The sequence below is a fragment of the Mumia xiangluensis genome, from assembly GCF_010994095.1.
GTDB lineage: Bacteria > Actinomycetota > Actinomycetes > Propionibacteriales > Nocardioidaceae > Mumia > Mumia xiangluensis.
This window is the reverse complement of sequence record NZ_WJYO01000007.1, coordinates 294,289-315,051: the sequence shown is the minus strand read 5'-3', so window position 1 is coordinate 315,051 and position 20,763 is coordinate 294,289. Positions and strand designations below refer to the sequence as shown.

At 71.2% G+C, this 20,763-nt stretch carries 26 protein-coding genes and 1 tRNA gene; 19 read left to right on the top strand and 8 right to left on the bottom strand.

Annotated features, from left to right (window positions below; genetic code table 11):
• Position 1 precedes the first annotated feature (1 nt).
• Positions 2-889, bottom strand: coding sequence for a hypothetical protein (locus GH747_RS21410; RefSeq protein ID WP_149771672.1), 888 nt, complete (start codon positions 887-889; stop codon positions 2-4).
• Positions 890-942: 53 nt separating this feature from the next.
• On the opposite strand from GH747_RS21410, the gene GH747_RS21405 reads away from it, so the two are divergent.
• Together GH747_RS21405 and GH747_RS21400 are read left to right on the top strand one after the other, a co-directional pair.
• The gene (locus tag GH747_RS21405; RefSeq protein WP_149771671.1) at positions 943-1,860 is read left to right on the top strand and encodes an oxygenase MpaB family protein; all 918 of its coding nucleotides are present in this window, start codon (positions 943-945) and stop codon (positions 1,858-1,860) included.
• Complete coding sequence (locus GH747_RS21400) at positions 1,853-2,443, top strand: acyltransferase (RefSeq protein WP_149771669.1); 591 nt, start codon at positions 1,853-1,855, stop codon at positions 2,441-2,443. Before GH747_RS21405 ends, GH747_RS21400 begins: the two co-directional genes overlap by 8 nt.
• Positions 2,444-2,445: 2 nt before the next feature.
• Here the strand turns inward: GH747_RS21400 and GH747_RS21395 are convergent, their stop codons facing one another.
• The 3 genes from GH747_RS21395 to GH747_RS21385 all read right to left on the bottom strand — a co-directional run bounded on the left by GH747_RS21395 (position 2,446) and on the right by GH747_RS21385 (position 5,666).
• Complete coding sequence (locus GH747_RS21395) at positions 2,446-2,997, bottom strand: isochorismatase family protein (protein WP_149771668.1); 552 nt, start codon at positions 2,995-2,997, stop codon at positions 2,446-2,448.
• 5 nt (positions 2,998-3,002) lie between these two features.
• The gene (locus GH747_RS21390) at positions 3,003-4,310 is read right to left on the bottom strand and encodes a nicotinate phosphoribosyltransferase (RefSeq protein ID WP_377036010.1); all 1,308 of its coding nucleotides are present in this window, start codon (positions 4,308-4,310) and stop codon (positions 3,003-3,005) included.
• A 66-nt stretch (positions 4,311-4,376) separates the two neighbouring features.
• Positions 4,377-5,666: a fibronectin type III domain-containing protein gene (locus GH747_RS21385; RefSeq protein ID WP_149771667.1), complete on the bottom strand. Its 1,290-nt coding sequence runs from the start codon at positions 5,664-5,666 to the stop codon at positions 4,377-4,379.
• A 67-nt stretch (positions 5,667-5,733) separates the two neighbouring features.
• On the opposite strand from GH747_RS21385, the gene clpS reads away from it, so the two are divergent.
• From clpS to GH747_RS21350, 7 genes are all read left to right on the top strand, one after another.
• Positions 5,734-6,030 (top strand): ATP-dependent Clp protease adapter ClpS, encoded by a 297-nt coding sequence (clpS, locus tag GH747_RS21380; RefSeq protein ID WP_377036009.1) that lies wholly within the window; start codon positions 5,734-5,736, stop codon positions 6,028-6,030.
• 10 nt (positions 6,031-6,040) lie between these two features.
• The gene (locus tag GH747_RS21375) at positions 6,041-6,622 is read left to right on the top strand and encodes a DUF2017 domain-containing protein (protein WP_149771665.1); all 582 of its coding nucleotides are present in this window, start codon (positions 6,041-6,043) and stop codon (positions 6,620-6,622) included.
• Positions 6,623-6,632: 10 nt separating this feature from the next.
• On the top strand, positions 6,633-7,085 hold the full coding sequence (locus tag GH747_RS21370; protein ID WP_149771663.1) for a 2'-5' RNA ligase family protein: 453 nt from the start codon (positions 6,633-6,635) through the stop codon (positions 7,083-7,085).
• A 95-nt stretch (positions 7,086-7,180) separates the two neighbouring features.
• A complete protein-coding gene (locus GH747_RS21365) occupies positions 7,181-7,606 on the top strand; it encodes a M67 family metallopeptidase (RefSeq protein ID WP_149771662.1) in 426 nt (141 codons plus the stop codon).
• Positions 7,607-7,678: 72 nt separating this feature from the next.
• Positions 7,679-7,957: a MoaD/ThiS family protein gene (locus GH747_RS21360; protein WP_149771661.1), complete on the top strand. Its 279-nt coding sequence runs from the start codon at positions 7,679-7,681 to the stop codon at positions 7,955-7,957.
• Between the two features lie 18 nt (positions 7,958-7,975).
• Positions 7,976-8,923 (top strand): PLP-dependent cysteine synthase family protein, encoded by a 948-nt coding sequence (locus GH747_RS21355; protein WP_149771660.1) that lies wholly within the window; start codon positions 7,976-7,978, stop codon positions 8,921-8,923.
• 110 nt (positions 8,924-9,033) lie between these two features.
• A complete protein-coding gene (locus GH747_RS21350; RefSeq protein ID WP_149771658.1) occupies positions 9,034-9,837 on the top strand; it encodes a hypothetical protein in 804 nt (267 codons plus the stop codon).
• A 39-nt stretch (positions 9,838-9,876) separates the two neighbouring features.
• On the opposite strand, the gene GH747_RS21345 is transcribed toward GH747_RS21350, so the two are convergent.
• A complete protein-coding gene (locus GH747_RS21345; protein WP_149771657.1) occupies positions 9,877-12,501 on the bottom strand; it encodes a DUF6801 domain-containing protein in 2,625 nt (874 codons plus the stop codon).
• Between the two features lie 176 nt (positions 12,502-12,677).
• Entirely contained in the window at positions 12,678-13,181 is a 504-nt protein-coding gene (locus tag GH747_RS21340) for a DinB family protein (RefSeq protein WP_149771656.1), read from the bottom strand.
• An 86-nt stretch (positions 13,182-13,267) separates the two neighbouring features.
• On the opposite strand from GH747_RS21340, the gene murI reads away from it, so the two are divergent.
• From murI to GH747_RS21310, 6 genes are read left to right on the top strand one after another with little or no spacing between them, the layout of a single operon-like run.
• On the top strand, positions 13,268-14,071 hold the full coding sequence (gene murI, locus GH747_RS21335) for a glutamate racemase (RefSeq protein ID WP_149771655.1): 804 nt from the start codon (positions 13,268-13,270) through the stop codon (positions 14,069-14,071).
• Positions 14,068-14,832 carry an MBL fold metallo-hydrolase gene (locus GH747_RS21330; protein WP_149771653.1) on the top strand — a complete coding sequence of 255 codons (765 nt, stop codon included), beginning with the start codon at positions 14,068-14,070 and terminating at the stop codon, positions 14,830-14,832. Before murI ends, GH747_RS21330 begins: the two co-directional genes overlap by 4 nt.
• Positions 14,833-14,883: 51 nt before the next feature.
• On the top strand, positions 14,884-15,618 hold the full coding sequence (gene rph / locus GH747_RS21325; protein ID WP_149771652.1) for a ribonuclease PH: 735 nt from the start codon (positions 14,884-14,886) through the stop codon (positions 15,616-15,618).
• The gene (rdgB, locus tag GH747_RS21320; protein ID WP_149771650.1) at positions 15,615-16,229 is read left to right on the top strand and encodes an RdgB/HAM1 family non-canonical purine NTP pyrophosphatase; all 615 of its coding nucleotides are present in this window, start codon (positions 15,615-15,617) and stop codon (positions 16,227-16,229) included. Before rph ends, rdgB begins: the two co-directional genes overlap by 4 nt.
• A gap of 7 nt (positions 16,230-16,236) precedes the next feature.
• Positions 16,237-16,629: a hypothetical protein gene (locus GH747_RS21315; RefSeq protein ID WP_149771648.1), complete on the top strand. Its 393-nt coding sequence runs from the start codon at positions 16,237-16,239 to the stop codon at positions 16,627-16,629.
• Complete coding sequence (locus GH747_RS21310) at positions 16,626-16,934, top strand: hypothetical protein (protein WP_149771647.1); 309 nt, start codon at positions 16,626-16,628, stop codon at positions 16,932-16,934. The genes GH747_RS21315 and GH747_RS21310 overlap by 4 nt, the downstream gene beginning before the upstream one ends.
• Positions 16,935-16,953: 19 nt before the next feature.
• On the opposite strand, the gene GH747_RS21305 is transcribed toward GH747_RS21310, so the two are convergent.
• Positions 16,954-17,418, bottom strand: a complete 465-nt coding sequence (locus GH747_RS21305) for a tRNA (cytidine(34)-2'-O)-methyltransferase (protein WP_149771646.1) — start codon at positions 17,416-17,418, stop codon at positions 16,954-16,956.
• 53 nt (positions 17,419-17,471) lie between these two features.
• Between GH747_RS21305 and GH747_RS21300 the strand changes: the two genes are divergently transcribed.
• The 4 genes from GH747_RS21300 (at position 17,472) to GH747_RS21285 (ending at position 20,568) form a co-directional block, all read left to right on the top strand.
• Positions 17,472-18,350, top strand: coding sequence for a helix-turn-helix domain-containing protein (locus GH747_RS21300; RefSeq protein WP_205603057.1), 879 nt, complete (start codon positions 17,472-17,474; stop codon positions 18,348-18,350).
• Positions 18,351-18,354: 4 nt separating this feature from the next.
• Complete coding sequence (locus tag GH747_RS21295) at positions 18,355-18,777, top strand: VOC family protein (RefSeq protein WP_149771644.1); 423 nt, start codon at positions 18,355-18,357, stop codon at positions 18,775-18,777.
• A 122-nt stretch (positions 18,778-18,899) separates the two neighbouring features.
• Positions 18,900-19,412 carry a SigE family RNA polymerase sigma factor gene (locus GH747_RS21290; protein WP_149771642.1) on the top strand — a complete coding sequence of 171 codons (513 nt, stop codon included), beginning with the start codon at positions 18,900-18,902 and terminating at the stop codon, positions 19,410-19,412.
• Positions 19,405-20,568, top strand: coding sequence for a hypothetical protein (locus tag GH747_RS21285; RefSeq protein ID WP_149771640.1), 1,164 nt, complete (start codon positions 19,405-19,407; stop codon positions 20,566-20,568). Before GH747_RS21290 ends, GH747_RS21285 begins: the two co-directional genes overlap by 8 nt.
• 13 nt (positions 20,569-20,581) lie before the next feature.
• Here GH747_RS21285 and GH747_RS21280 read toward each other — a convergent pair.
• A tRNA-Leu gene (locus GH747_RS21280) sits at positions 20,582-20,663 on the bottom strand.
• Positions 20,664-20,763: the final 100 nt, after the last annotated feature.

Sequence of the window (20,763 nt, the reverse complement as noted above, 5' to 3'; positions counted from 1 at the left end):
CTCACGGGCGCGGTGGCAGCAGGCCGAGTGCCGTCAGGTCGGCCAGCGTCGTGCCGACGTCCTCGGACCCGAACCCGGTGAACCACCGCCGCGCGGACTCGAGCGCAGGCTCGCCGGCACTCGCGAGCTCGGCCATGACGTCCTCCGCGCTCGTCCGGCTCAGCCGCTCGGCCACGGTGGGCACGTCGTCGCCGTCGAGGCTGGCGCGCGTCGCGAGCAGCACGTCGAGGAAGCCGTAGCGGAGCCGGTCGCTGCTCGGCGCACGCCACGAGATCGCGTGGGCGAGATCCCCGACGCACCCGAACCGCACCTCGCGGTCGAGTGCATCGCTGATCGCTCCGGCGAGCAGCTCGGGCGACGGGACGTCGTCCGAGTCGCCACCGCCGGTGCGGAGGAGGAGGCCCAGGTCCTCGATCGCGAGAGTGTCGAGCGCGTGCTGCCAGCGCTGGACGCCGGCGGCGCGGGCGTACAGGGGCAGGGCGACCTGTACGGCGACGTCCTCCAGCAGACCGTCGGCGTCGAGCTGCGAGACCATCGTGGCGACGCGGTGCGCTCCTCGCGCGAGGTCGTCCAGGTCGCGCACCGCCGTCACGAGGCCGACGACGCGGACGCCCTCCACGCGGCTCGCCCAGCGCACCGCAGGCTCGATCGCGCCGGCGCCTCCCGTGACCCCGATCGCGATGTCGAGCGGCGGCGCACCCTCAGGGAGGTTTGCCGCGACCGACGGCAGGTCGGTGTCGGGAACCACCAGAGGGCCCAGGACGTCCGCGTGGTCCGGCGCCTGCGTCGCGCGCTCCGCGAAGGCTTCGATGCGCGTGGGCAGCGTGGGACGAGGCTCCGCGTCCGAGGACGCGTCGGCCACGAGGTCGCGAAGGTACGGGGCACTCACCCGTACGAATCTAGTGCAGACACCGAGCCCCGCAGCCGGTAGCGTCTCGGGGCATGACTCAGACGCTGCCTCCGCCGCCTCGAGGGCTCGACCGCCTGCGCCGCGACGCCTGGCAACGCGTGATCGCGGGTCTCGACCCGGAGCGGGACCACGAGACGATCTCGGCCGTGCTCGCACGCTACGAGTTCCCCTGGGACATCCAGCAGGCGCTGAGCTTCGCACTGTTCCGGACGTTCGCGGTGCCCTCGATCGGTGTCCTGCTGCAGGAGACCCACGAGTTCACCGAGCGCACCCAGAAACGCCACGACGACACCGTCCTCGTCCTCGACGCCATCATCGAGGACGGGCTCGAGTCACCGAACGGCCGCGCGGCCGTCCGACGCATGAACCGGATGCACGGCGCGTACGACATCAGCAACGACGACATGCGCTACGTGCTGTCGACGTTCGTCGTGACGCCTGTCCGCTGGCTCGCCGACTACGGCTACCGAGGACTGACCGCGGCCGAGATCGAGGCCTCGACCCGGTCGTACCAGCGCATCGGCCAGCTGATGGGCATCAAGGACATCCCGGTGGACTACGCCGCGTTCGAGGCACTGCTCGACGCGTACGAGGCGGAGCACTTCGCCTACGACCCCCGATCCCGCGAGGTGGCGGACGCGACGCTGGAGCTGCTCTGCACCTACTACCCGAAGCCGCTGAGGCGGGCGGTCGAGGTGTTCTCACGCGCGGTGATGGACCCCCACGTCCGGGACGCGTTCGGCTACACCGCGCCGCCGCCGGCTGTCGTCGCGCTGTCACGTGGCCTGCTTCGCCTGCGGGGCCGCGTGCTGCGCCTCGCACCCGTGCGGGTGAAGGCGTCCCGTCCGGAGGATCGTGGCGCCGTCCGGACGTACCTGCCCGGCGGCTACCGCATCGAAGACCTCGGCACGCACGTCGAGACGGCACGCTCCGACGCCACGCATGCCTGACGAGCCGTCCTCGTACGCTCTCGCCCTCGAGTGGTGGCGCAAGCAGCGCTGGTACGCCCGCGCGCATCGTCCGCTCAACCGGGCCCGGCTGACCGTCGAGCTGGCGCGGCGCCGCGCGTACGCCCGCGGTGTCGTCCACGGTGAGGCGCTCGAGATGCTGCGCGACGGACGGCTGGAGATCGGGCCGCAGGTGTTCCTGGAGCCGGGCGTCTGGATCACCGGCGGCCCGGACGCCCACATCGTGATCGGGGAGGGGACGTTCCTCAACCTCGGCGTGATGGTCGCCGCCTCCGAACGGGTGGAGATCGGCGCCCACTGCATGATCGCCAACGGGTCGCTGGTGACGGACTCGGCGCACCGGTTCGACGACCCGGACATCCCGGTGCCGTGGCAGGGGTTCACGTCGAAGGGCCCGACGGTGATCGGCGACAACTGCTGGCTCGGCGCGAACGTGGTCGTGACGAGCGGGGTGACCATCGGAGAGCGCTGCGTGATCGGCGCGAACTCCGTCGTCACACGCGACATCCCTCCGCACTCGGTGGCAGCGGGTGCGCCGGCGCGTGTCGTGCGTGAGGTGCGGTGACCTCAGGCGACCGCCACGCCCGCGGCATCGAAGTCCGCGCGGGTCCGGCTGAGGTTGTCGGCCGACACCGGTGCCGTGAGATCCATCAGCACCGTCGTCGCGAAGCCGTTGGCCGCCGCGTCGAGTGCGGTTGCGCGCACGCAGTAGTCGGTCGCGATGCCGACCACGTCGACGCTGTCCACGCCGCGCTCGCGCAGCCACGCGTCCAGCGCGTCACCGGCGCCCGACCTGCCCTCGAAGCCGGAGTACGCGGCGTCGAACTGCCCCTTCTCGAACACCGCCGCGAACATGTCGTCACGCAGCGGCTCGTGCAGGTCGTTGCCGGCGGTGCCGACGACGCAGTGCGGCGGCCACGAGTCGACGTAGTCCGGCTGGTCGCTGAAGTGCGCGCCAGGGTCGATGTGGTGATCCTTGGTCGCCACCACGACGTCGTACCCGCCGTCCGCGACCAGGCTCGCCACGCGCTCGGCGACCGACGCACCGCCAGCCACGGCGAGCGAGCCGCCCTCGCAGAAGTCGTTCTGGACGTCCACCACGACCAGTGCCTTGGTCATCGGACTCATTCCCCCTCGAAGATCGTCGGGATCGCTGGCTCGCCCCGCGACAGCTGCCGAGCCTGCAAGGGTAGCTCGGCGAGCGACGTACGGAGCCGGTCGCGGGCGACCTGCAGCGGCTCGTCGTGGACGCGGCGGCCCGACTCGACGAGCGGGACGAGCAGCGGGCGATCGTTGTCGTCGCTGTGCGGCGGCTCGCCGATGCCCAGGACCTCGGCGCTCGCCGTACCGCGGCCGTCGAGCCGGCGCAGCGCGTACTTGCGGCCGCCGATCGAGATCTTGTCCTTGCTGGCCTTCGCCACCGACACCATCGTCGCGTCGGGGCCGAGCCCGTCGGCGCGCGCGACCAGCTTGTAGACGAAGCCGCAGGTCGGGTGTCCCGAGCCGGTGACGAGCGAGGTGCCGACGCCGTACCCGTCGACGGGCGCCGCGGCCAGGCCGGCGATCGCGAACTCGTCGAGGTCGCTGGTCACCACGATCTTGGTGCCGGTGGCGCCGAGGCTGTTGAGCTGACGGCGTACCTGGGCGGCGAGGGAGGGCAGGTCGCCGGAGTCGAGGCGTACGGCGCCCAGGCCGGGGCCGGCGACCTCGATCCCGACCCGCACGGCCTCGGCCACGTCGTAGGTGTCGACGAGCAGCGTCGTCCCCGTGCCGAGCGAGGCGACCTGGGCGGTGAACGCGTCGCGCTCGGTGTCGTGCAGGAGCGTGAACGAGTGGGCCGACGTGCCCGTGGTCGGGATGCCGTACCGGCGTCCCGCCTCGAGGTTGGACGTCGTCGCGAAGCCCGCGACGTACGCGGCCCGCGCCGAGGCGACCGCTGCGGCCTCGTGCGTGCGGCGCGACCCCATCTCGATGCACGGACGTCCGTCCGCGGCACCGATCATCCGCGCCGCCGCCGACGCGATCGCGGAGTCGTGGTTGAGGATCGACAGGAGCACCGTCTCCAGCAGCACCGCCTCGCCGAAGGTGCCCTCGACGACGAGGACGGGGGACTGCGGGAAGTACACCTCGCCCTCCGGGTATCCCCAGACATTCCCGCGGAACCGGTAGTCGGCGAGCCAGTCCAGCGTCGGTCCGTCGACCACGGCGTTCTCGCGCAGGAACGCGAGGTCGTCGTCGGCGAACCGGAAGCGCTCGATGGCGTCGAGGACCCGCCCGACCCCGGCTACGACGCCGTAGCGCCTCCCACCGGGAAGGCGTCGGGCGAACAGCTCGAACACCGAGCGGCGGTCCGCTGCGCCGTCGGTCAGCGACGCCTGCAGCATGGTCAGCTCGTAGTGGTCGGTGAGCAGCGCAGTGTGGTCGGTGAGCAGCGCAGTGTGGTCGGTGGGCAGCGCAGCGTGGTCCGTGGGAGTCACGGCGCCAGCGTAGTGCGGCTCCTAGCGTCGCACCCGGAACCGCTTCACCGCGTAGGGGCTGCCGCCCTTGGCGTTGACCGCGCGGACGCGGACCGTGAGCTTGCCCGCACGGAGCTTGGCGCGCTTGACGACGAGCGTGCGTCGGGAGGCGGAGACGGTCCGGACGAGCAGGGTCTTCTTGCCCTTCTTGACCACGACGCGGTAGCGCAGGATGCGGCTGCCGCCGTTGCGCGCGGGAGCCTTCCAGCGGACGACACGCTTGCGTGCGGTGACCTTGCCCGAGACCTTGAGCGCACGAGGCGTGGACGGCGCCGTGGTCCGCGGTGGCGCTGGAACCGGCGTCGGCGGCGCGGCGAGCGCCGCGAACCGGAGCACCGTGCCGGGCACCGTGTCGTTGGCCACCCAGATGCGTCCCGCACCGTCCAGCATCACGTCCGACGGACTGTCCAGCTGTGTCGCCGCTCCCTGGAGAACGACGGTCGGCGCGACGTTGCCGGTCGCGCCCGCAGCGAACACGCGGATCGAGTCGTCGCCGCCGTTCGCGACGTACGTCCGGCCGTACCGGTCGACGGTGAGACCCCAGACGTTGTCGAGGCCCGTCGCCGGCCCCGAGATCGTCCGCGACGGTGATGCGGACCCGCTGGTCCCCGCGGAGAAGACCTTGACGTACGGGGAGGTCCCGTTGCCGCCGCTCACGTACAGGGACGTCCCGTGCACGGCGAGTCCCATCGGCGCAGGCGTGTCGAGCGTCCGCAGGCGGGTCGTCGATCCGACGTCGAGGCGCACGACCTCGTCGGTGCCGCCGCTGGCGACCCAGAAGCTCGTCGGCGACGTGAGTGCGAGGTCGTTGGGTGCGGAGATCAGGGTCGCCGCGCCGATCCCCGACTGCACGGCGAAGCCGGTGCCCGTCGCGGGCACGGTGAAGGTACGGATGGCGTTGTCGTTGTAGGCCGCCATGTGAAGGAGGCCGTCGGGCCCCACGGCGATGCCGGCCGGCTTGGTGAGGAAGCTCATCCCGGGCGAAGTCGAGTCGAGGACGGCGACGGCAGGTACGTTGCCGGACGCGGCGGGCGCGAACGCTCTCACCGATCCCGGTGTCGGGGTGGAAGCCATGTTGCTGACGAACAGCCGCCCGTCGGGACCGAGGGCGAGACCGATCGGGCGTTGCAGCCCGGTCGCGGCGCCCGCGATCACCCGGTCGGGCGCCGGCGCGATGGTCGGTGGAGCGGCTGAGACGGTCGACGGTGTCGCGAGGACCAGGCTCCCGCCGATCAGCGCAGCAGCGGGCAGCAGGGCCGACGTCCGTCTCATGCCATGTATCACAGCAGCAGCGCGGGGTCAGGCGGAAGCGGTTTGCACGTGCGCCACAATGGGCCGGGTGAGCAGCCCAGCCCCGATCGAGGTCGACCAGCCGGAGACCGACGAGGTCACCGAGCTGGACCGTCCCTGGGTGACGATCGTCTGGAACGATCCGGTCAACCTGATGTCCTACGTCGCGTACGTGTTCAAGTCGTACTTCGGCTATGCCGACGAGAAGGCGCACGAGCTGATGATGAAGGTGCACAACGACGGCAGGGCCGTCGTCGCCACCGGACCGCGCGAGGAGATGGAGCGTCACGTGCAGGCGATGCACGAGTACGGGCTGTGGGCGACGTTGCAGAGGTCCGACGCATGAGGGTGAACCGATGAAGGCGTTCGAACGGCGCAAGCGCGACCGGGTGCGGGCGGAGTTCGAGCCTGCCGAGGCAGCCCTCCTGACCAATCTCCTCGGCCAGGTCGTGGAGCTCCTGCGGGACCGCAACGGCCCCGAGGAGTCGTCGCCCGACCCGCTGTTCGGACAGCTCGGCACGACCGGGTCGTCGATCCCGCCGGACGACCCGGTGCTGAAGCGGCTGCTTCCGGACGCCTACCGCGACGACGACGAGGCAGCCGCCGACTTCCGCCGCTTCACGGAGCGGAGCCTCTCGACGGTGAAGGTCGAGAACGCGCAGGCCGTGGTGGCGTCGCTGGTGGCCGGCGGGTTCGACGTGGACGACCCGGACCAGTCCGAGGCCACCGTCGAGGTCGAGCTGGGGGAGCGCGCCGTCCAGGCGTGGCTGCGCTCGCTCACCGACGTACGCCTCGCCCTCGCGGCCCGTCTCGGCATCGAGTCCGAGGAGGATGCGGAGTCCGCCGAGGAGAGCGACGACGAGGCGGTCTCCGTCGTGATCGACATCTACGACTGGCTCGGCTTCGTCCAGGAGTCGCTGGTCCAGGCGCTCGACTGAGGACGGCGTCGTGAGGTGCTGCCTGGTCGCGTTCGTCGAGCCCGCTCCTGAGGAGTTCGGTCGCGACGCGTGGCCGCTGCACGTCACGTGGGTCCCTCCATTCGACGTGCCTGCCGAGCCGGATCTCGGGCACGTGCTCACCGCGCACGCCGCGATCGGCACGGAGGTGGTGGGCGAGGCGTGGTTCGGCGCACGCCACGACGTACGGGTCGCCGAGCTCGCGCGGACGGAGGCGATCGACGCCCTGCACCGTGGTCTCCTCGCTGTGCTCGCGGACCAGGGCGTGGACGTCCTGGGGATGCGCCACGTGCGTGACGAGTTCCGCCCCCACGTGTCCGCGCAGGGGGAGCGGGTGCTCGCCGTCGGCGCGCCGGTGCACCTCGAGGACGTCGCGCTGGTGGACATGCGGCCGGACGGCGATCCGAGCCGGCGGCGGGTGCTGCGCACGTGGCCGCTGGGCTGACGGCGTACCCGTGACGACGGCCTGAGGGCGGCGCCGGAGATCCCGCATGCCGGACGCCTGCTGTTCGCCATGCGAGACCACGTACGCTGTGAGGCGTGCTGACCATCGACCAGGCGACGTACGACGCGATCGTCGCGCACGCCCGCCGGGACCACCCCGACGAGGCGTGCGGCGTGGTCGCCGGTGCCGTTGGATCCGACCTGCCGACGCGGTTCATCCCCATGGTCAACGCGGCGATGTCGCCGACGTTCTACGAGTTCGACTCGACAGACCTGCTGCGTCTCTACCAGGAGATGGACGACAACGACGAGGTGCCAGTCGTGGTCTACCACTCGCACACCGCGACCGAGGCGTACCCGTCGCGCACCGACATCAACCTCGCCGGCGAGCCCGAGGCGCACTACGTCCTGGTCTCGACCCGTGACGGCGCTCACGAGTCCGGCCCGGTCGAGTTCCGCTCGTACCGGATCGTCGACGGCGAGGTGACCGAGGAAGAAGTCACGGTTGTCGAGCGTTACTAGGCTCGAGAGTGACGACCACGCACTCCTGGGCGGTTCTGCCCAGGTCACGAAGAACGAGAAAGCTGACGTCTGATGGCCATCGAGGTCCGTGTCCCCACCATCCTCCGCACCTACACCAGCGGCGAGAAGAACGTCTCCGCCGCCGGTGAGTCGGTCAGCGCGCTGATCGAGGACCTGGAGGTCAACCACGCCGGCATCAAGGACCGGCTGGTCGAGGGCGGCCAGCCGCGCCGCTTCGTGAACATCTACGTCAACGACGAGGACATCCGCTTCTCAGGCGGCCTCGAGACGCCGCTGTCCGACGGCGACGTCGTCGTGATCCTGCCCGCCGTCGCGGGCGGCTCGCGCTGAGCGCCCGCTGACGCACCGATGCGCTACGCGAACCTGATCGACTCCGTCGGCCACACCCCGCTCGTGGGTCTGCCGCGGTTGTCCCCGAGCCCCGACGTACGCCTGTGGGCGAAGCTCGAGGACCGCAACCCGACCGGGTCGATCAAGGACCGCGCCGCGCTCGCGATGATCGAGCGGGCCGAGGCCGAGGGGCTGCTGCGCCCCGGGTGCACCATCCTCGAGCCGACGTCGGGCAACACCGGCATCTCGCTGGCGATGGTCGCGAAGCTGCGCGGATACCGCATCGTGTGCGTGATGCCGGAGAACACCTCCGAGGAGCGGCGTCAGCTGCTCCGCATGTGGGGTGCCGAGATCGTGTCATCGCCGGCGGCCGGAGGCTCCAACGAGGCCGTGCGCGTCGCCAAGCGGATCGCCGAGGAGCACCCCGACTGGGTGATGCTCTACCAGTACGGCAACACCGCCAACGCCGAGGCGCACTTCCGCGGCACAGGCCCCGAGATCCTCGAGGACCTGCCGGAGGTGACGCACTTCGTCGGCGGCCTCGGCACGACCGGCACGCTGATGGGCGTCGGGCGCTTCTTCCGCGAGGCGAAGCCCGAGGTGCGCATCGTCGCTGCTGAGCCGCGCTACGGCGAGCTCGTGTACGGGCTGCGGAACCTCGACGAGGGATTCGTGCCGGAGCTGTACGACCCCCAGTACATCGACGCCCGGTTCTCGGTCGGTCCCCGCGACGCCGTGCGGCGCGTGCGTGAGCTGCTGGAGTCCGAGGGGATCTTCGCCGGGATCTCGACCGGCGCGATCCTGCACGCCGCGCTCGCGCAGGCCGCCAAGGCCGTGAAGGCCGGCGAGTCCGCGGACATCGCGTTCGTCATCGCCGACGGCGGTTGGAAGTACCTCTCGACCGGCGCGTACGAGGGCACCGTCGACGAGGCCGAGGAGCGGCTCGAGGGCCAGCTCTGGGCGTAGCCCTCACGCGGGTGCGACCGCGGGGACGGACTGTTGTGCAACGGGGCTTGCCCATGACCCGTCCGGCGTGAACCGTGGAAGGCGGAACACGTCAGCGAGGGGGTTGACGGATGCCCGAGCGCGACCCGTCCGCACCAGCACGTAGCAAGGCGCTGATCGCCGCCGTGGCTGCTGCCGGCACGGCGGCCGCAGCCATCCTCGGGACCCTGCTCGTCCAGCGGCTCGGCGATGAGGCCGCCGACGAAGGCGTCTCGAAAGCGGACGCCGAGCGGTTCGCCGTGGACGTGTCGTATCCGGGGAACGGGTGCTCCTACCGGGGAGCGGTGGGGTGGACGGACCCGGACACGACGGCTCGCTACACGGGCACGGACGGCGTGGCCGACGCGGTGAAGGACACGGGCATGATGCAGGGCTTCGGCACGGTCCGGCTGCACTTCGCGCTGCCGACGACCGCGGAGCTGACGGCGATCGACGTCCGGTCCGTGACGCTGCGGACCGAGTCGCGGGACGACCCGCCCTCCTGGCTCCTACGCCCCGAGGGCTGCGGCGGCGGCCAGTACTCGCGGCACTACCTGGCGCTGCTCGGCGACTCCTCCTCCGACCTCTACCTGGTCGAGGACACCGTCGAGTACGAGCCCGTGCCGGCGACGTTCGAGCCGTTCAGCGTCGCCCCCGGTGAGACGGTCTTCCTCGACTACGAGATCACGTCCTGCAAGGAGCTGACCCACACCGTGTACTTCGAGGTGGGCTACAAGGCCGACACGGGGGCAGAACGCACCGTCACCGTGCCGGAGGACGGGATCGTGCTCTCGGCCCAGGAGGCCGGCGAGGAGTTCATGGCGACCGACGGTGAGGTCGTCCCGCTCCCGGACTCGGGGTCGGTCGGGTTCGAGCCGAGCCACCACTGCGGGTGACAGCGCCGCGACGCCGTCACCCGCAGTGGTGGCATCCGGCTACCTCGCCCTTACCTTGACCTTCACGGTCGTGGCGTCACCGGCCACGGTCGAGCTGCCGGCGTAACGGACTGTCAGCCGCTTGGTGCCCTTCGGGAGCTTCTTGAGGGACACCGAGGCCTTGCCGCTGCGGATGACGGCGGTCCCGACGGTCTTGCCGCCGAGCGTGACCTTGACCTTGCCGGTCGCCGGGACACCTGCCGGAGTCCTGACGGTGACGACGAGCTTGGCGCGGGTCTTCTTGGCCACGACCTTCTTGGTCACGACCTTCGCCGACACCCGGCTCGAGGCCTTCGCGACGACCGCGGTCACGGTTGTCTGCGACGGCTTGACGCCGCGCCCGCCGGCGTACGCGACGGTGAGACGCCGGGTGCCCGGCGTGAGCGCCTTCGCGGGGATCCGGACCGTGGCCTTGCCACCCGCGAGGGTGCCCTTGGCCAGGACCTTGGCACCCGAGCGGATCTCCACTGCACCGGTGGCGGCCTTGCCGCCGGTGGTGGCGGTCACCGAGGCGACGGCCGGCTGTCCGTACGTGCTGCGAGCGATGGTCGCCTTCACCGTCGACGCCGCGTCTCCGGGCTGCACGACCGTCGACGTGCCGATCAGGCGGTTGGTCCCCGGCTGCGCGGTGCACAGCAGCTCGACGTCCTGGATGATCCCCATCAGCCCCGGCTCGAGGTGGGAGTTGATGACGAACGTCTCGGGCATCGACACCTTCACCGTGCCGGACTGCGGCACGGCGATCGGCGGCAGCGAGCCCTTGACGGGGATCGTCAGGAAGTCGCTCGCGTACGGCCACGTGACGGGCACGTCGGTCGCCTTGAGGCCCTGGAGCGGGATCCGCAGCTGCTCACCGGTCGCCGACAGGTCGAACACGGCGTCGGACACCGAGCTGCCGCCGACCGACGTCTGGCCGTTGATGCTGAGGACGCGGACGAACTGGCGCGGCATCAGGAGGTCGATCTCGGTGTCGGCCGGCCGGAACTGCGAGCCTGCGACGAGCGTCTGCGGGACGTCGGCGCGGACGTCGACCCGGAACGCCATGTCCCCTCCGACCACGTAGCCCGCCATGTCGGAGAAGCCGACGTTGACGCTGCCGTCCTCGTCACGGAAGGTCGGCTCGCACCGGTAGCGGACGTCCTCGAGGACGCCTCGCTTCGCGGCGCCGGGATCGACGACGTCGATCGTGAAGGTCCTCGTGGTCGTGCCGCCCTCGAGATCGGTGACGGTGACGTCGAACGTGTCCGTGCCCACGAATCCGGGGTCGGGGGAGTAGGTCGCCTTGTGGTTGATCTCGGGGAACGCCGACATCATCGGGTGCTCGGGGTTCGACGAGGTGAACCACCGGCTCACCGTGCCGTGGGCGCCGTCGGTGTAGCTCACCTTGTACCTGGCTTCACCGGCGGTCTGCCACGGGACGCCGCCGATGTCGGCGTCGGTGACCCACGGCCAGATGTCGAGCGGGACGTCCTTCGAGGTCACGAGCGCCTCGCCCTCGATCTCGGGCGGTGCCGTCAGGACCGAGTACGTGATCGTGGCCTCGTTGCTCACGCGTCCCTCGGCGTCGGTCACGGTGTAGGTCACCGAGCGGTCGCCGAGCGCGCCGGCGGAGCGGACCTTGGCCGTGCGATCGACGACCGAGACGTCGTTCGTCGAGAACGCGTACGTGAGCTTGCCCTGGCCGCCCGTGACGGGGAGCGCGACCTCGCGGACTCCGCGGGGCAGGTCACCGAGGGCGACGTCCTCGGCGACGGGAGGTCCGACCGGACCGTCGGCGACGCTGATCTTGACCGTCGCCTTGGTCGAGGCGAGGCCGTCGCTGACGGTGTAGTCGAAGCCGTCAGGGCCGCTGTAGCCCGCGTCGGGCGTGTAGGTGAAGTTCGGGGCGCGACCTGCCAGCGAACCGTGGTCGGGCCAGGTGACGGTGTACTTCAACGTGTGCGCGTCGGGATCGCTCGCGACGAGCGGCAGCGCGACCGGGGTGTCCTTGCCGGTCTCCACCGTCAGACCCTGAGCAACCGGCGGCCGGTTCAAGAGCTCGGCGGGCCCGATGCGACGGTCGGCGTCGGCGGCCGGCCCGGTGCAGGCCCAGCTCGTCGCGACCTCACCGGCCGCGGTCACCGCCTTCGGAGCGAGCGTGAAGGCCTGGGGGAAGGTGATCCCCCATCCCCCCTGCGACCCCAGGGGGATGGTGCCGTTGACGGTCGTGAAGGTGAACGGGAGCACCCACGGCGTGTCGGCGTCCGTCGGCACCGCCGCAGGGTTGTTCAGCGTCAGCTGGGCGGCGCCGCCGCCGGCGAGCGTGGCGTCGTTGAGGTAGAGCGGCGTCCGGAACGTGGTGACGCGCAGGGTGGGGTGCGCGATCGCGGTCGCCTTGACCTCGTCGACGAGCTTCGCCCGCAGGGCGCTCGGGACGGTGATGTCGAAGAAGCCGGTGAGCCCCATCGGGCTTCCCGGGTAGCGGTCGGGCAGGTCGATCCGCGTGTCGAGCGCGATGTCGTGGGTGCCGAGCGCGGTCTCGCCGGCGGTGACGGTGCAGCTGTACGTGATGGTCTTCTTGACGGGTACGGCGGTGGCGGAGGTGCCTCCGCCGATCACCGCGGCGACGCCTGCGACGAGCGCCACCGCGCTGCCGACCGCCGTCGTCCTACGGGCCCAGGATCTGGGTCGTGGTCCTGTCTTCACTCCGGTTCTCTCCCTCTCCTCGTGCACAGAGCCGCCCGCACGGAGCGCGCGGGCAAGGAGAGAGTAAACCTGTGTGACACGTCACGTCACGATATTTCCTTGATCGCTGAGAGAAATCAGCTGGGGTACCCCTCGAACGGGCCGGTGGCGCCGTCGATGAGCTCGCGGAGGATGTCCGCATGGCCGGCGTGGCGGGCGTACTCCTCGACCATGTGGATCAGCACCCAGCGCAGCGTCACGGTCGGTCCATACCAGGCCGTGCCTGTGTCGAGCACGTCCAGCTCGTCGATGACGGCGTCGGCCGCAGCGCGGGCCATCGCGAAGTAGCCGAGCACGCCCTCGGTCGTCTCCCACTCCTCGATGCGCCAGTCGGAGTCCCAGTCGTCCTCGGAGTAGGGGACCTCGAGCGACTCCCGGCCGAACGTCGCGCAGAACCACGCGTACTCGACCGAGGCGAGGTGCTTCACCATGCCGAGCAGTGTCGTCCCGGACGGGACCATCGGCCGCCGCAGGTCCTCGTCGGAGAGTCCCTCGAGCTTCCACAGGACGGCATCGCGGTGCCGGTCGAGAGCCACGTACAGGCTCTCCTTCTCGTCGCCGGTGAACGGCACGCGTCTCATGCGCCGACACTAGGTGACGCGCCCCACGATGTGGTGTCGACCGCTTTGTGTTTCGTGCGTGTGAATCGCCCACTAGGCTCGCTCGGGTGAACGACGCGCCCATCGGCATCTTCGACTCCGGCTTCGGCGGGCTGACCGTCGCCCGAGCCGTGATCGACCAGCTGCCCAACGAGGCCGTCTCCTATCTCGGCGACACCGCGCGCCAGCCGTACGGCCCGCAGCCGATCGCCGACGTCCGCGAGTTCGCGCTCGAGTGCCTCGACCATCTCGTCACGCAGGGTGTGAAGGCGCTCGTGATCGCCTGCAACTCCGCCAGCGCCGCGGTCCTGCGCGACGCCCGCGAGCGGTACGACGTGCCGGTGGTCGAGGTCATCGTCCCCGCGACCCGTCGCGCCGTCGCGGCCACCCGCAACAACCACGTCGGCGTCATCTGCACCCACGCGACCAAGACGTCGATGGCCTACGACGACGCGTTCGCCGCGAACCCGTCGGTCCAGGTCACCGTCTCGGCGTGCCCGCGGTTCGTCGAGTTCGTCGAGGCAGGGGTCACGGCGGGCCCCGAGCTGATCGGTGTCGCCCACGAGTACCTTGCCCCGCTGCAGGAGGCCGGGGTCGACACCCTGGTCCTGGGCTGCACGCACTACCCGCTGCTCACCGGCGTCATCTCGTACGTGATGGGCGACGACGTCACGCTCGTCTCGAGCGCGGACGAGACCGCCAAGGACGTGTACTCGCTGCTCGTGCGCCACGGCCTCGAGCGCACCGCGGCCGCGCCGCCCCGGCACCGATTCCTCACGACGGGGCAGCCGGACGAGTTCCGGACGCTGGGTCGTCGGTTCCTCGGCCCGGAGATCGACCGGGTCGACCAGTTCGCGTGGGTGGGCGTATGAGGCTGACGGTCATCGGGTGCGCCGGGTCGTATCCCGGCCCGGAGTCACCGGCGAGCTGCTACCTCGTCGAAGCCCCGTACGCGGGCCGCACCTTCCGGCTCCTCATCGACCTCGGCAACGGCGCTCTGGGGCCGCTGCAGCGCTACGTCGGGCTCGACGAGATCGACGCGATCGCGGTCTCGCACCTGCACCCGGATCACTACATGGACGTGTGCGGCATGTACGTCTACCGCCGCTACGTCACCGGTGGTCCGCTGCCGCGCATCCCGACGTGGGGCCCGACGGGGAGTGCGGACCGGTTCGCACTGGCGTACGACCTGCCGCTCGACCCGGGCATGTCCGAGGTCCTCGACGTGTCCACCTGGGTCGACGGCGTCGCGGTCGAGCTCGGGCCCTTCACCGTGACGCCGCACCTGATGGACCACCCGGTCGAGGCGTACGCGTTGCGGGTCGAGGCCGGCGGCGCGGTTCTCACCTACTCCGGCGACACCGGACCCACCCCGGCACTCGTCGAAGCGGCGCGCGACGCCGACCTCTTCCTGTGCGAGGCGTCGTTCACCGACAACCCGCTGAACCCGCCGCACCTCCACCTCACGGGTACGGACGCCGGCGAGGCTGCGACCGGCGCGGGCGTCGGACGCCTCCTCCTCACGCACATCCCGGCGTGGACCGACCGCGACCTCATCGCCGCCGAGGCGAAGGCGGCGTTCACCGGCCCCAGCGAGCTCGCCGAGGCCGGCGCCGTCTACGAGGTGGGCTGACCCGGAGCCGCGGGGGCACGCTCGGCGGGAACGCTCGATAGGCTCGGCGGCATGTCCACCACCCGAGCCGACGGCCGTGCGGCCGACACACTGCGCCCTGTCACGATCACCCGCAACTGGCTCGACCACGCCGAGGGCTCGGTGCTGGTCGAGTTCGGGCGGACCCGCGTCCTGTGCGCGGCCAGCGTCACCGAGGGCGTCCCGCGTTGGCGCCGTGACTCCGGGCTCGGGTGGGTGACCGCCGAGTACGCGATGCTGCCGCGTGCGACCCACACCCGCTCCGACCGCGAGTCGGTCAAGGGCCGCATCGGCGGCCGTACGCACGAGATCTCCCGCCTGGTCGGACGCTCGCTGCGCGCGATCATCGACTACAAGGCGCTCGGCGAGAACACGATCGTCATCGACTGCGACGTCCTGCAGGCCGACGGCGGCACTCGCACCGCGGCGATCACTGGAGCGTACGTCGCGCTGGCCGACGCCGTCTCCTACCTGCGGGAGCGCGGGTCGCTGGTGTCCGAGCCGCTCACCGGCTCCGTCGCCGCCGTGTCGGTCGGCATCATCGACGGCACGCCGATGCTCGACCTCCCGTACGAGGAGGACGTCCGCGCCGAGACCGACATGAACGTCGTGATGACCGGTGCGGGCTCGTTCGTCGAGGTGCAGGGGACTGCCGAGGGGGCGCCGTTCGACCGCGCGGAGCTCGACGCGCTTCTCGCGCTCGCCGAGAAGGGCTGCGCCGACCTGACGACGATCCAGGCTGCCGCCCTGGGCGGAGGAACCGCATGAGCGGGTCCGGACGCCGGGTAGTCCTCGCCAGCCACAACCAGGGCAAGCTCGCCGAGCTGCGCCGCATCCTCGAGCCCGATCTGCCCGCCATCGAGGTGCTCGGGCTCGACGACATCGGCGACTTCGCGGAGCCCGTCGAGGACGAGCCGACCTTCGAGGGCAACGCGCTGCTCAAGGCCCGCGCGGCGGCGAAGGCCACCGGGCTCCCGTCGCTGGCCGACGACTCCGGCATCTGCGTCGACGCGCTCAACGGCATGCCGGGCGTCCTGTCGGCGCGGTGGGGCGGGCAGCCGAAGTCTGATGCGAAGAACAACGCCCTGCTGCTCGACCAGCTCGCCGACGTGCCCGACGAGCGCCGCGGTGCCGAGTTCCGGTGCGCGATGGCGCTGGTGCTGCCGAGCGGCACCGAGGTCGTCGAGATCGGCATCATGCGCGGGCGCGTGCAGCGCGGACCGACCGGCGACGGCGGTTTCGGGTACGACCCGTTGTTCGTGGCCGACGGCTACGACGTGTCGACTGCCGAGCTGACCCCGGCCGACAAGGACGCCATCAGCCACCGCGGCAACGCGCTGCGCGCGATGGTCCCGCACCTCGTCTCTCTGCTGGCCTGACGGCGCCGTGCGTACGCTGCTGGTCCTGCTGCGCATCGTCGCCGTCGTGGCGTTCGCCGTCGCGTTCGTCGCGACGTGGCGAGCGCTGAGCTCCACGGGCATGCCCAACCCCGACGGCATGGATCCCGACACGCTCTGGTGGTACTCCAACCAGGACGACATCCGTCAGGTCGGCCTGGTCATCCTCGTCGCCGGGCTGGTCACGATGCTCGTGCCGGCGATGCTGGTCACGATCGCGGGCGCCGTCGCCGTCGGCACGTACGCGTGGATCGTCGACTCCTCGCCCGCGTTCGGCGTCGAGCAGCCGGCCGCATGGTGGGGCTTCGCGGCGGCACTCCTGGCGATCGCCGTCGTACGCCGGGTCCTGCGGCAGCGACGTGGAGCGGAGCCGGTGTCGTGAGCTGGATCGGGCGCCGGGCGAAGCGGCTGGTCGACATCGTGCTCACGGTCGCCTCGGGCTCGATCGACCCGGCGGACTACGCGGGCCCGCACAGCACAGCGGTGGGGGCATATGAGGCCGCGATCCGCAGGCGTGACCGGACGGGTGACCGCTCTGAGGACAATCTCAGGGATCGCCTTTACGAAAGTGGTCTCGGCGAGGCATACACCGAGCGCACGTCGCCCGAGGCCGGCGTGCTCTTCGAGGCCTGGGCTGAGGGGGCAGCGCCTGGTGAGGTCCGGAAACGCCTCGGGCGGCTGTCCTAGACACCTCGGCGCTCAGCTGCTACACGCCTCCGGCGTAGCCCTGCTGCCGCCACGCCTCGTACACGACGATCGCCGTCGAGTTGGCAAGGTTGAGCGAGCGCCGTGACGGCTGCATCGGGATGCGCAGCCGCTCGGTGATGCGCCGGTCGGCGAGCACGTGCTCCGGGAGGCCGGTGGGCTCCGGGCCGAAGAGGAAGACGTCGCCGGGCTCGTACGCGATGTCGGCGTACGACGTCGTCGCCTTCGTCGTGAACGCGAACACGCGGACCGGGTCGAGCGCCTTGAAGGCGGCCTCCAGACCGCTGTGGACGGAGACGTCGGCGAGGTCGTGGTAGTCGAGGCCGGCGCGTTTGAGCTTCGCGTCGGAGAGGTCGAACCCCAGCGGCTCCACGAGGTGCAGCTGGGCGCCGGTCGCCGCCGCCAGCCGGATCGCGTTGCCCGTGTTGGGCGGGATGCGCGGCTCGTAGTAGAGGATTCGGAACATCGTCCGAGGTTATCGCGGCCCCGTCCACGTCCGATCGGGCGGATACTCGAATCGTGACCACGTCGACGACCGAGGCGAAGATGGACTTCGTGCGCGCGGAAACCCGCGGCCCGTACGCGGGTGCGGTCACGTCGATGGTCGGCTACCGCCAGAGCGGCGTCACGCAGCGGCTGCACCGCGGCCTGCCGTCGCCGTACCTGACGCTCGTCATCGCGCTCGACACTCCCGTCGTCGTCGGTGAGCGGGAGGACGATGCGGCCCCGGTCGCGGCGTACGACATGCTCGGCCCCCTGTCGACCCACCCGGCCTACATCGACCAGCCCGACACGCAGGAGGGTGTCCAGCTCGCGGTGCACCCATTCGCGTCGCGGTGGCTCTTCGGGGCGCCGGCGAGCAGGCTGCCCGGCCTCGCCCTCGATCTCGGCGACGTCCTCGGGCCGTCCGCGGCGGCGCTTCGCCGCCGCGTCGCCGACACCGACGACTGGTCGGAACGGTTCGCCGCTGTGCGCGAGTTCCTCGCGACGCGCGCCCGGACCGCGAGCGGTGCGGCCGCCGTACGCCCGAGGCCCGAGGTGGTCGAGGGCTGGCGGTGGATCGTCGCGCACGGAGGCAACGGCCGTGTCGACGACCTCGCCGCGCACGTGGCGCTGAGCCCGCGCCAGCTGCGTACGGTGTTCGTCGACGAGCTCGGCCTCGGGCCGAAGGTGCTCGGCAGGCTCGTCCGATTCGACCGTGCCGTCGGCATGGTGCGCGACCAGGTGGCGCGGCCGGGGGAGGAGTCGCTGAGCGACGCGGCCGCACGGGCGGGCTACTCCGACCACGCGCACCTGGTCCACGAGTTCCAGGCGATGGCCGGCACCTCGCCGTCCGGCTGGCTGGCCGAGGAACGCCGAAACATCCAAGCCGGCGGGCACGGCGCCGAGACAGGGTGAGGACATGAGCACACACGAGCAGACCACGCAGACCACGACGACGCCCGCACCGACCGTGTGGCCGGCCCTCGCAGCCCGCGACGCGCTCGGCATGATCGACTTCCTGGAGCGGGCGTTCGGCTTCCGGCGGGTCGTCGTCATGGCCGAGGGTGACCACGTCCACCACGCCGAGCTCGCGTGGCCCGAGGGCGGCGGCATCATGATGGGCTCGGAGAAGACGGAGGGCCACTGGCAGCAGAAGGCGGGCACCTTCGGCGCGTACGTCGTCTGCTCGGACCCAGACGCGTTGTACGCCCGCGCCAAGGCGGCGGGCGCCACCATCGTCATGGAGCTGACCACGACCGACTACGGGAGCCGTGACTTCATCGCCGCCGACCCGGAGGGCAACTCCTGGTCGTTCGGCACCTACCGCGGCGAGCCGCACTGAGGAACGCATGATGGTGCAGGATCCGAGTCGCCAGGCGGCTCGGATCTTGCACGTTGTCGTACAACCAGATCGGCCTCCCACCGCGTCTAGGTGGGTGAGACCCGATCACCCAGGAGGACCGGATGGCCCGACGCGACGACGCGTTCTCGGACTTCGCCCGCGACGCGTGGCCACGCCTGTACCGCACCGCATACCTGCTGCTCGCCGACCACGGGCACGCTGAGGACCTCGTCCAGACGGCGCTCGCCAAGGTGTACCTCCACTGGGGTCGGATCCGGGACGCCGACGCGACGCACGCGTACGCACGCACCGTCGTCGTCAACACCGCCAACTCGTGGTTCCGGCGCCGCGGCTGGAACGCGGAGACCGTCGTCGACGCGGTCCCCGAGCATCCGCTCGAGCCCGTCGACACGGACACGTCGCTGACGCTCGAGGCGCTACGGCGCCTGCCCGACCGTCAACGGGCGGTGGTGGTGCTCCGCTTCTACGAGGACCTCAGCGTCGAGCAGACCGCGGACGCGCTGAACATCAGCACGGGCACCGTCAAGAGCCAGACCTCGCACGCCCTCGCCAAGCTCCGCGCGCTGCTCGGCGACTCCATCACCCCGACCCTGGAGGGAACCCGCCATGACTGACCGACTCTCCGACCTGCTCCGCGACGAGGCCGAGGCGATCGCCGTGCCCGCGGCGCCGGTGACATCGATCGTGCGCTCCGGTCGCGCAGCGCTACGTCGTCGGCGGGCGACCCGGGGGATCGGAGTCCTCGCAGCCGCCGGGATCGTCGCCACCGGTGTCGGCCTGACCGTCGAGTCGGGCGCGCCCGCGAGCGCTGCGCAGGCGCGCTTCGAGAACGCGGCCGCGGCGCCGGCCTACGGCACGTACGGCGCCTTCGCCGCGGGCCGCACGGTCTACATCGGGAACCACCAGGTGTCCTTCGACGAGGCGGTGAAGTCGATCTATTACACGTCCACGGGCGTGCTCGTACGCACGGGTGAGAAGGCGTACCTCGACGACGCGGGGCCGTCGCACTACACGCTCATCAGCCCCGACGGGTCCACCCGAGAGGTCGCGCTCGACATGGGCGACCGCGTCCCAGCGACCGACCCGGAGAGTCCGTACCTCGGATACCTGGACCCTGTGGAGGGCGACGCGAGCCGCTGGGCGTTCGTGGTCGTCGACCTTCGTACGGGGGACGAGGTCGCACGTCAGTTCGAGCACGGCGCGTTCACGTGGGGAGGGTGGGAGGCCCCGCCCGCGTCGCTGGCCGGCGACCACCTCTGGGGACTGTTCGACGACGGCTGGCACGAGCTCGACTGGCGTACGGGGGCGACCCGGGTGGTCCCCGGGACCGCGGGCGCGATGTTCGAGGCGGCCCACGGACGGTACGCGGACTCCACGGCGCGGTTCACCGACGCCGGACCGGTCCCCGGGCAGTGGCGCGTGAGGGACTTCCGGACGGGCGCCGTCCAGCAGAGCATCGCGGACCCGGGGACGATCTTCGGGGACCTGTCGCCCGACGGCCGCTACGTGCAGGTCGTCGACGACGCCTGGTCGGTGGACGGTGAGCCGACGGCGACGGAGAGGCGGTTCGTGTCGGTCGAGTCGGGAGCGACGGTCACCCTCCCGGGCGGCGTCGCGTACGGCTGGACACCGACGGGCAACACCCTGTCGGTCGACGCCGACGCCGACCGCATCACCGTCTGCGACCCCGCCGACGGCACCTGCGACGAGATCGAGCTCGAGATCGGCTCGGGAAAGGTCAAGCTCGGCGGGCTGTCGTACGAGAGCTGAGTCTCGATCGGGGTGCCGGTGACAGGACTCGAACCTGCACGTCTCGCGACACAGGAACCTAAATCCTGCGTGTCTACCAGTTCCACCACACCGGCCCGCCGGACATTCTAGGGCGCACCGCGGTCTTCCCTCGTGGCCGGCGGTGAGTGGGGTCCCACGAGCCACGTGCTGGGTGGGACCTAGCTCACCGCCCGG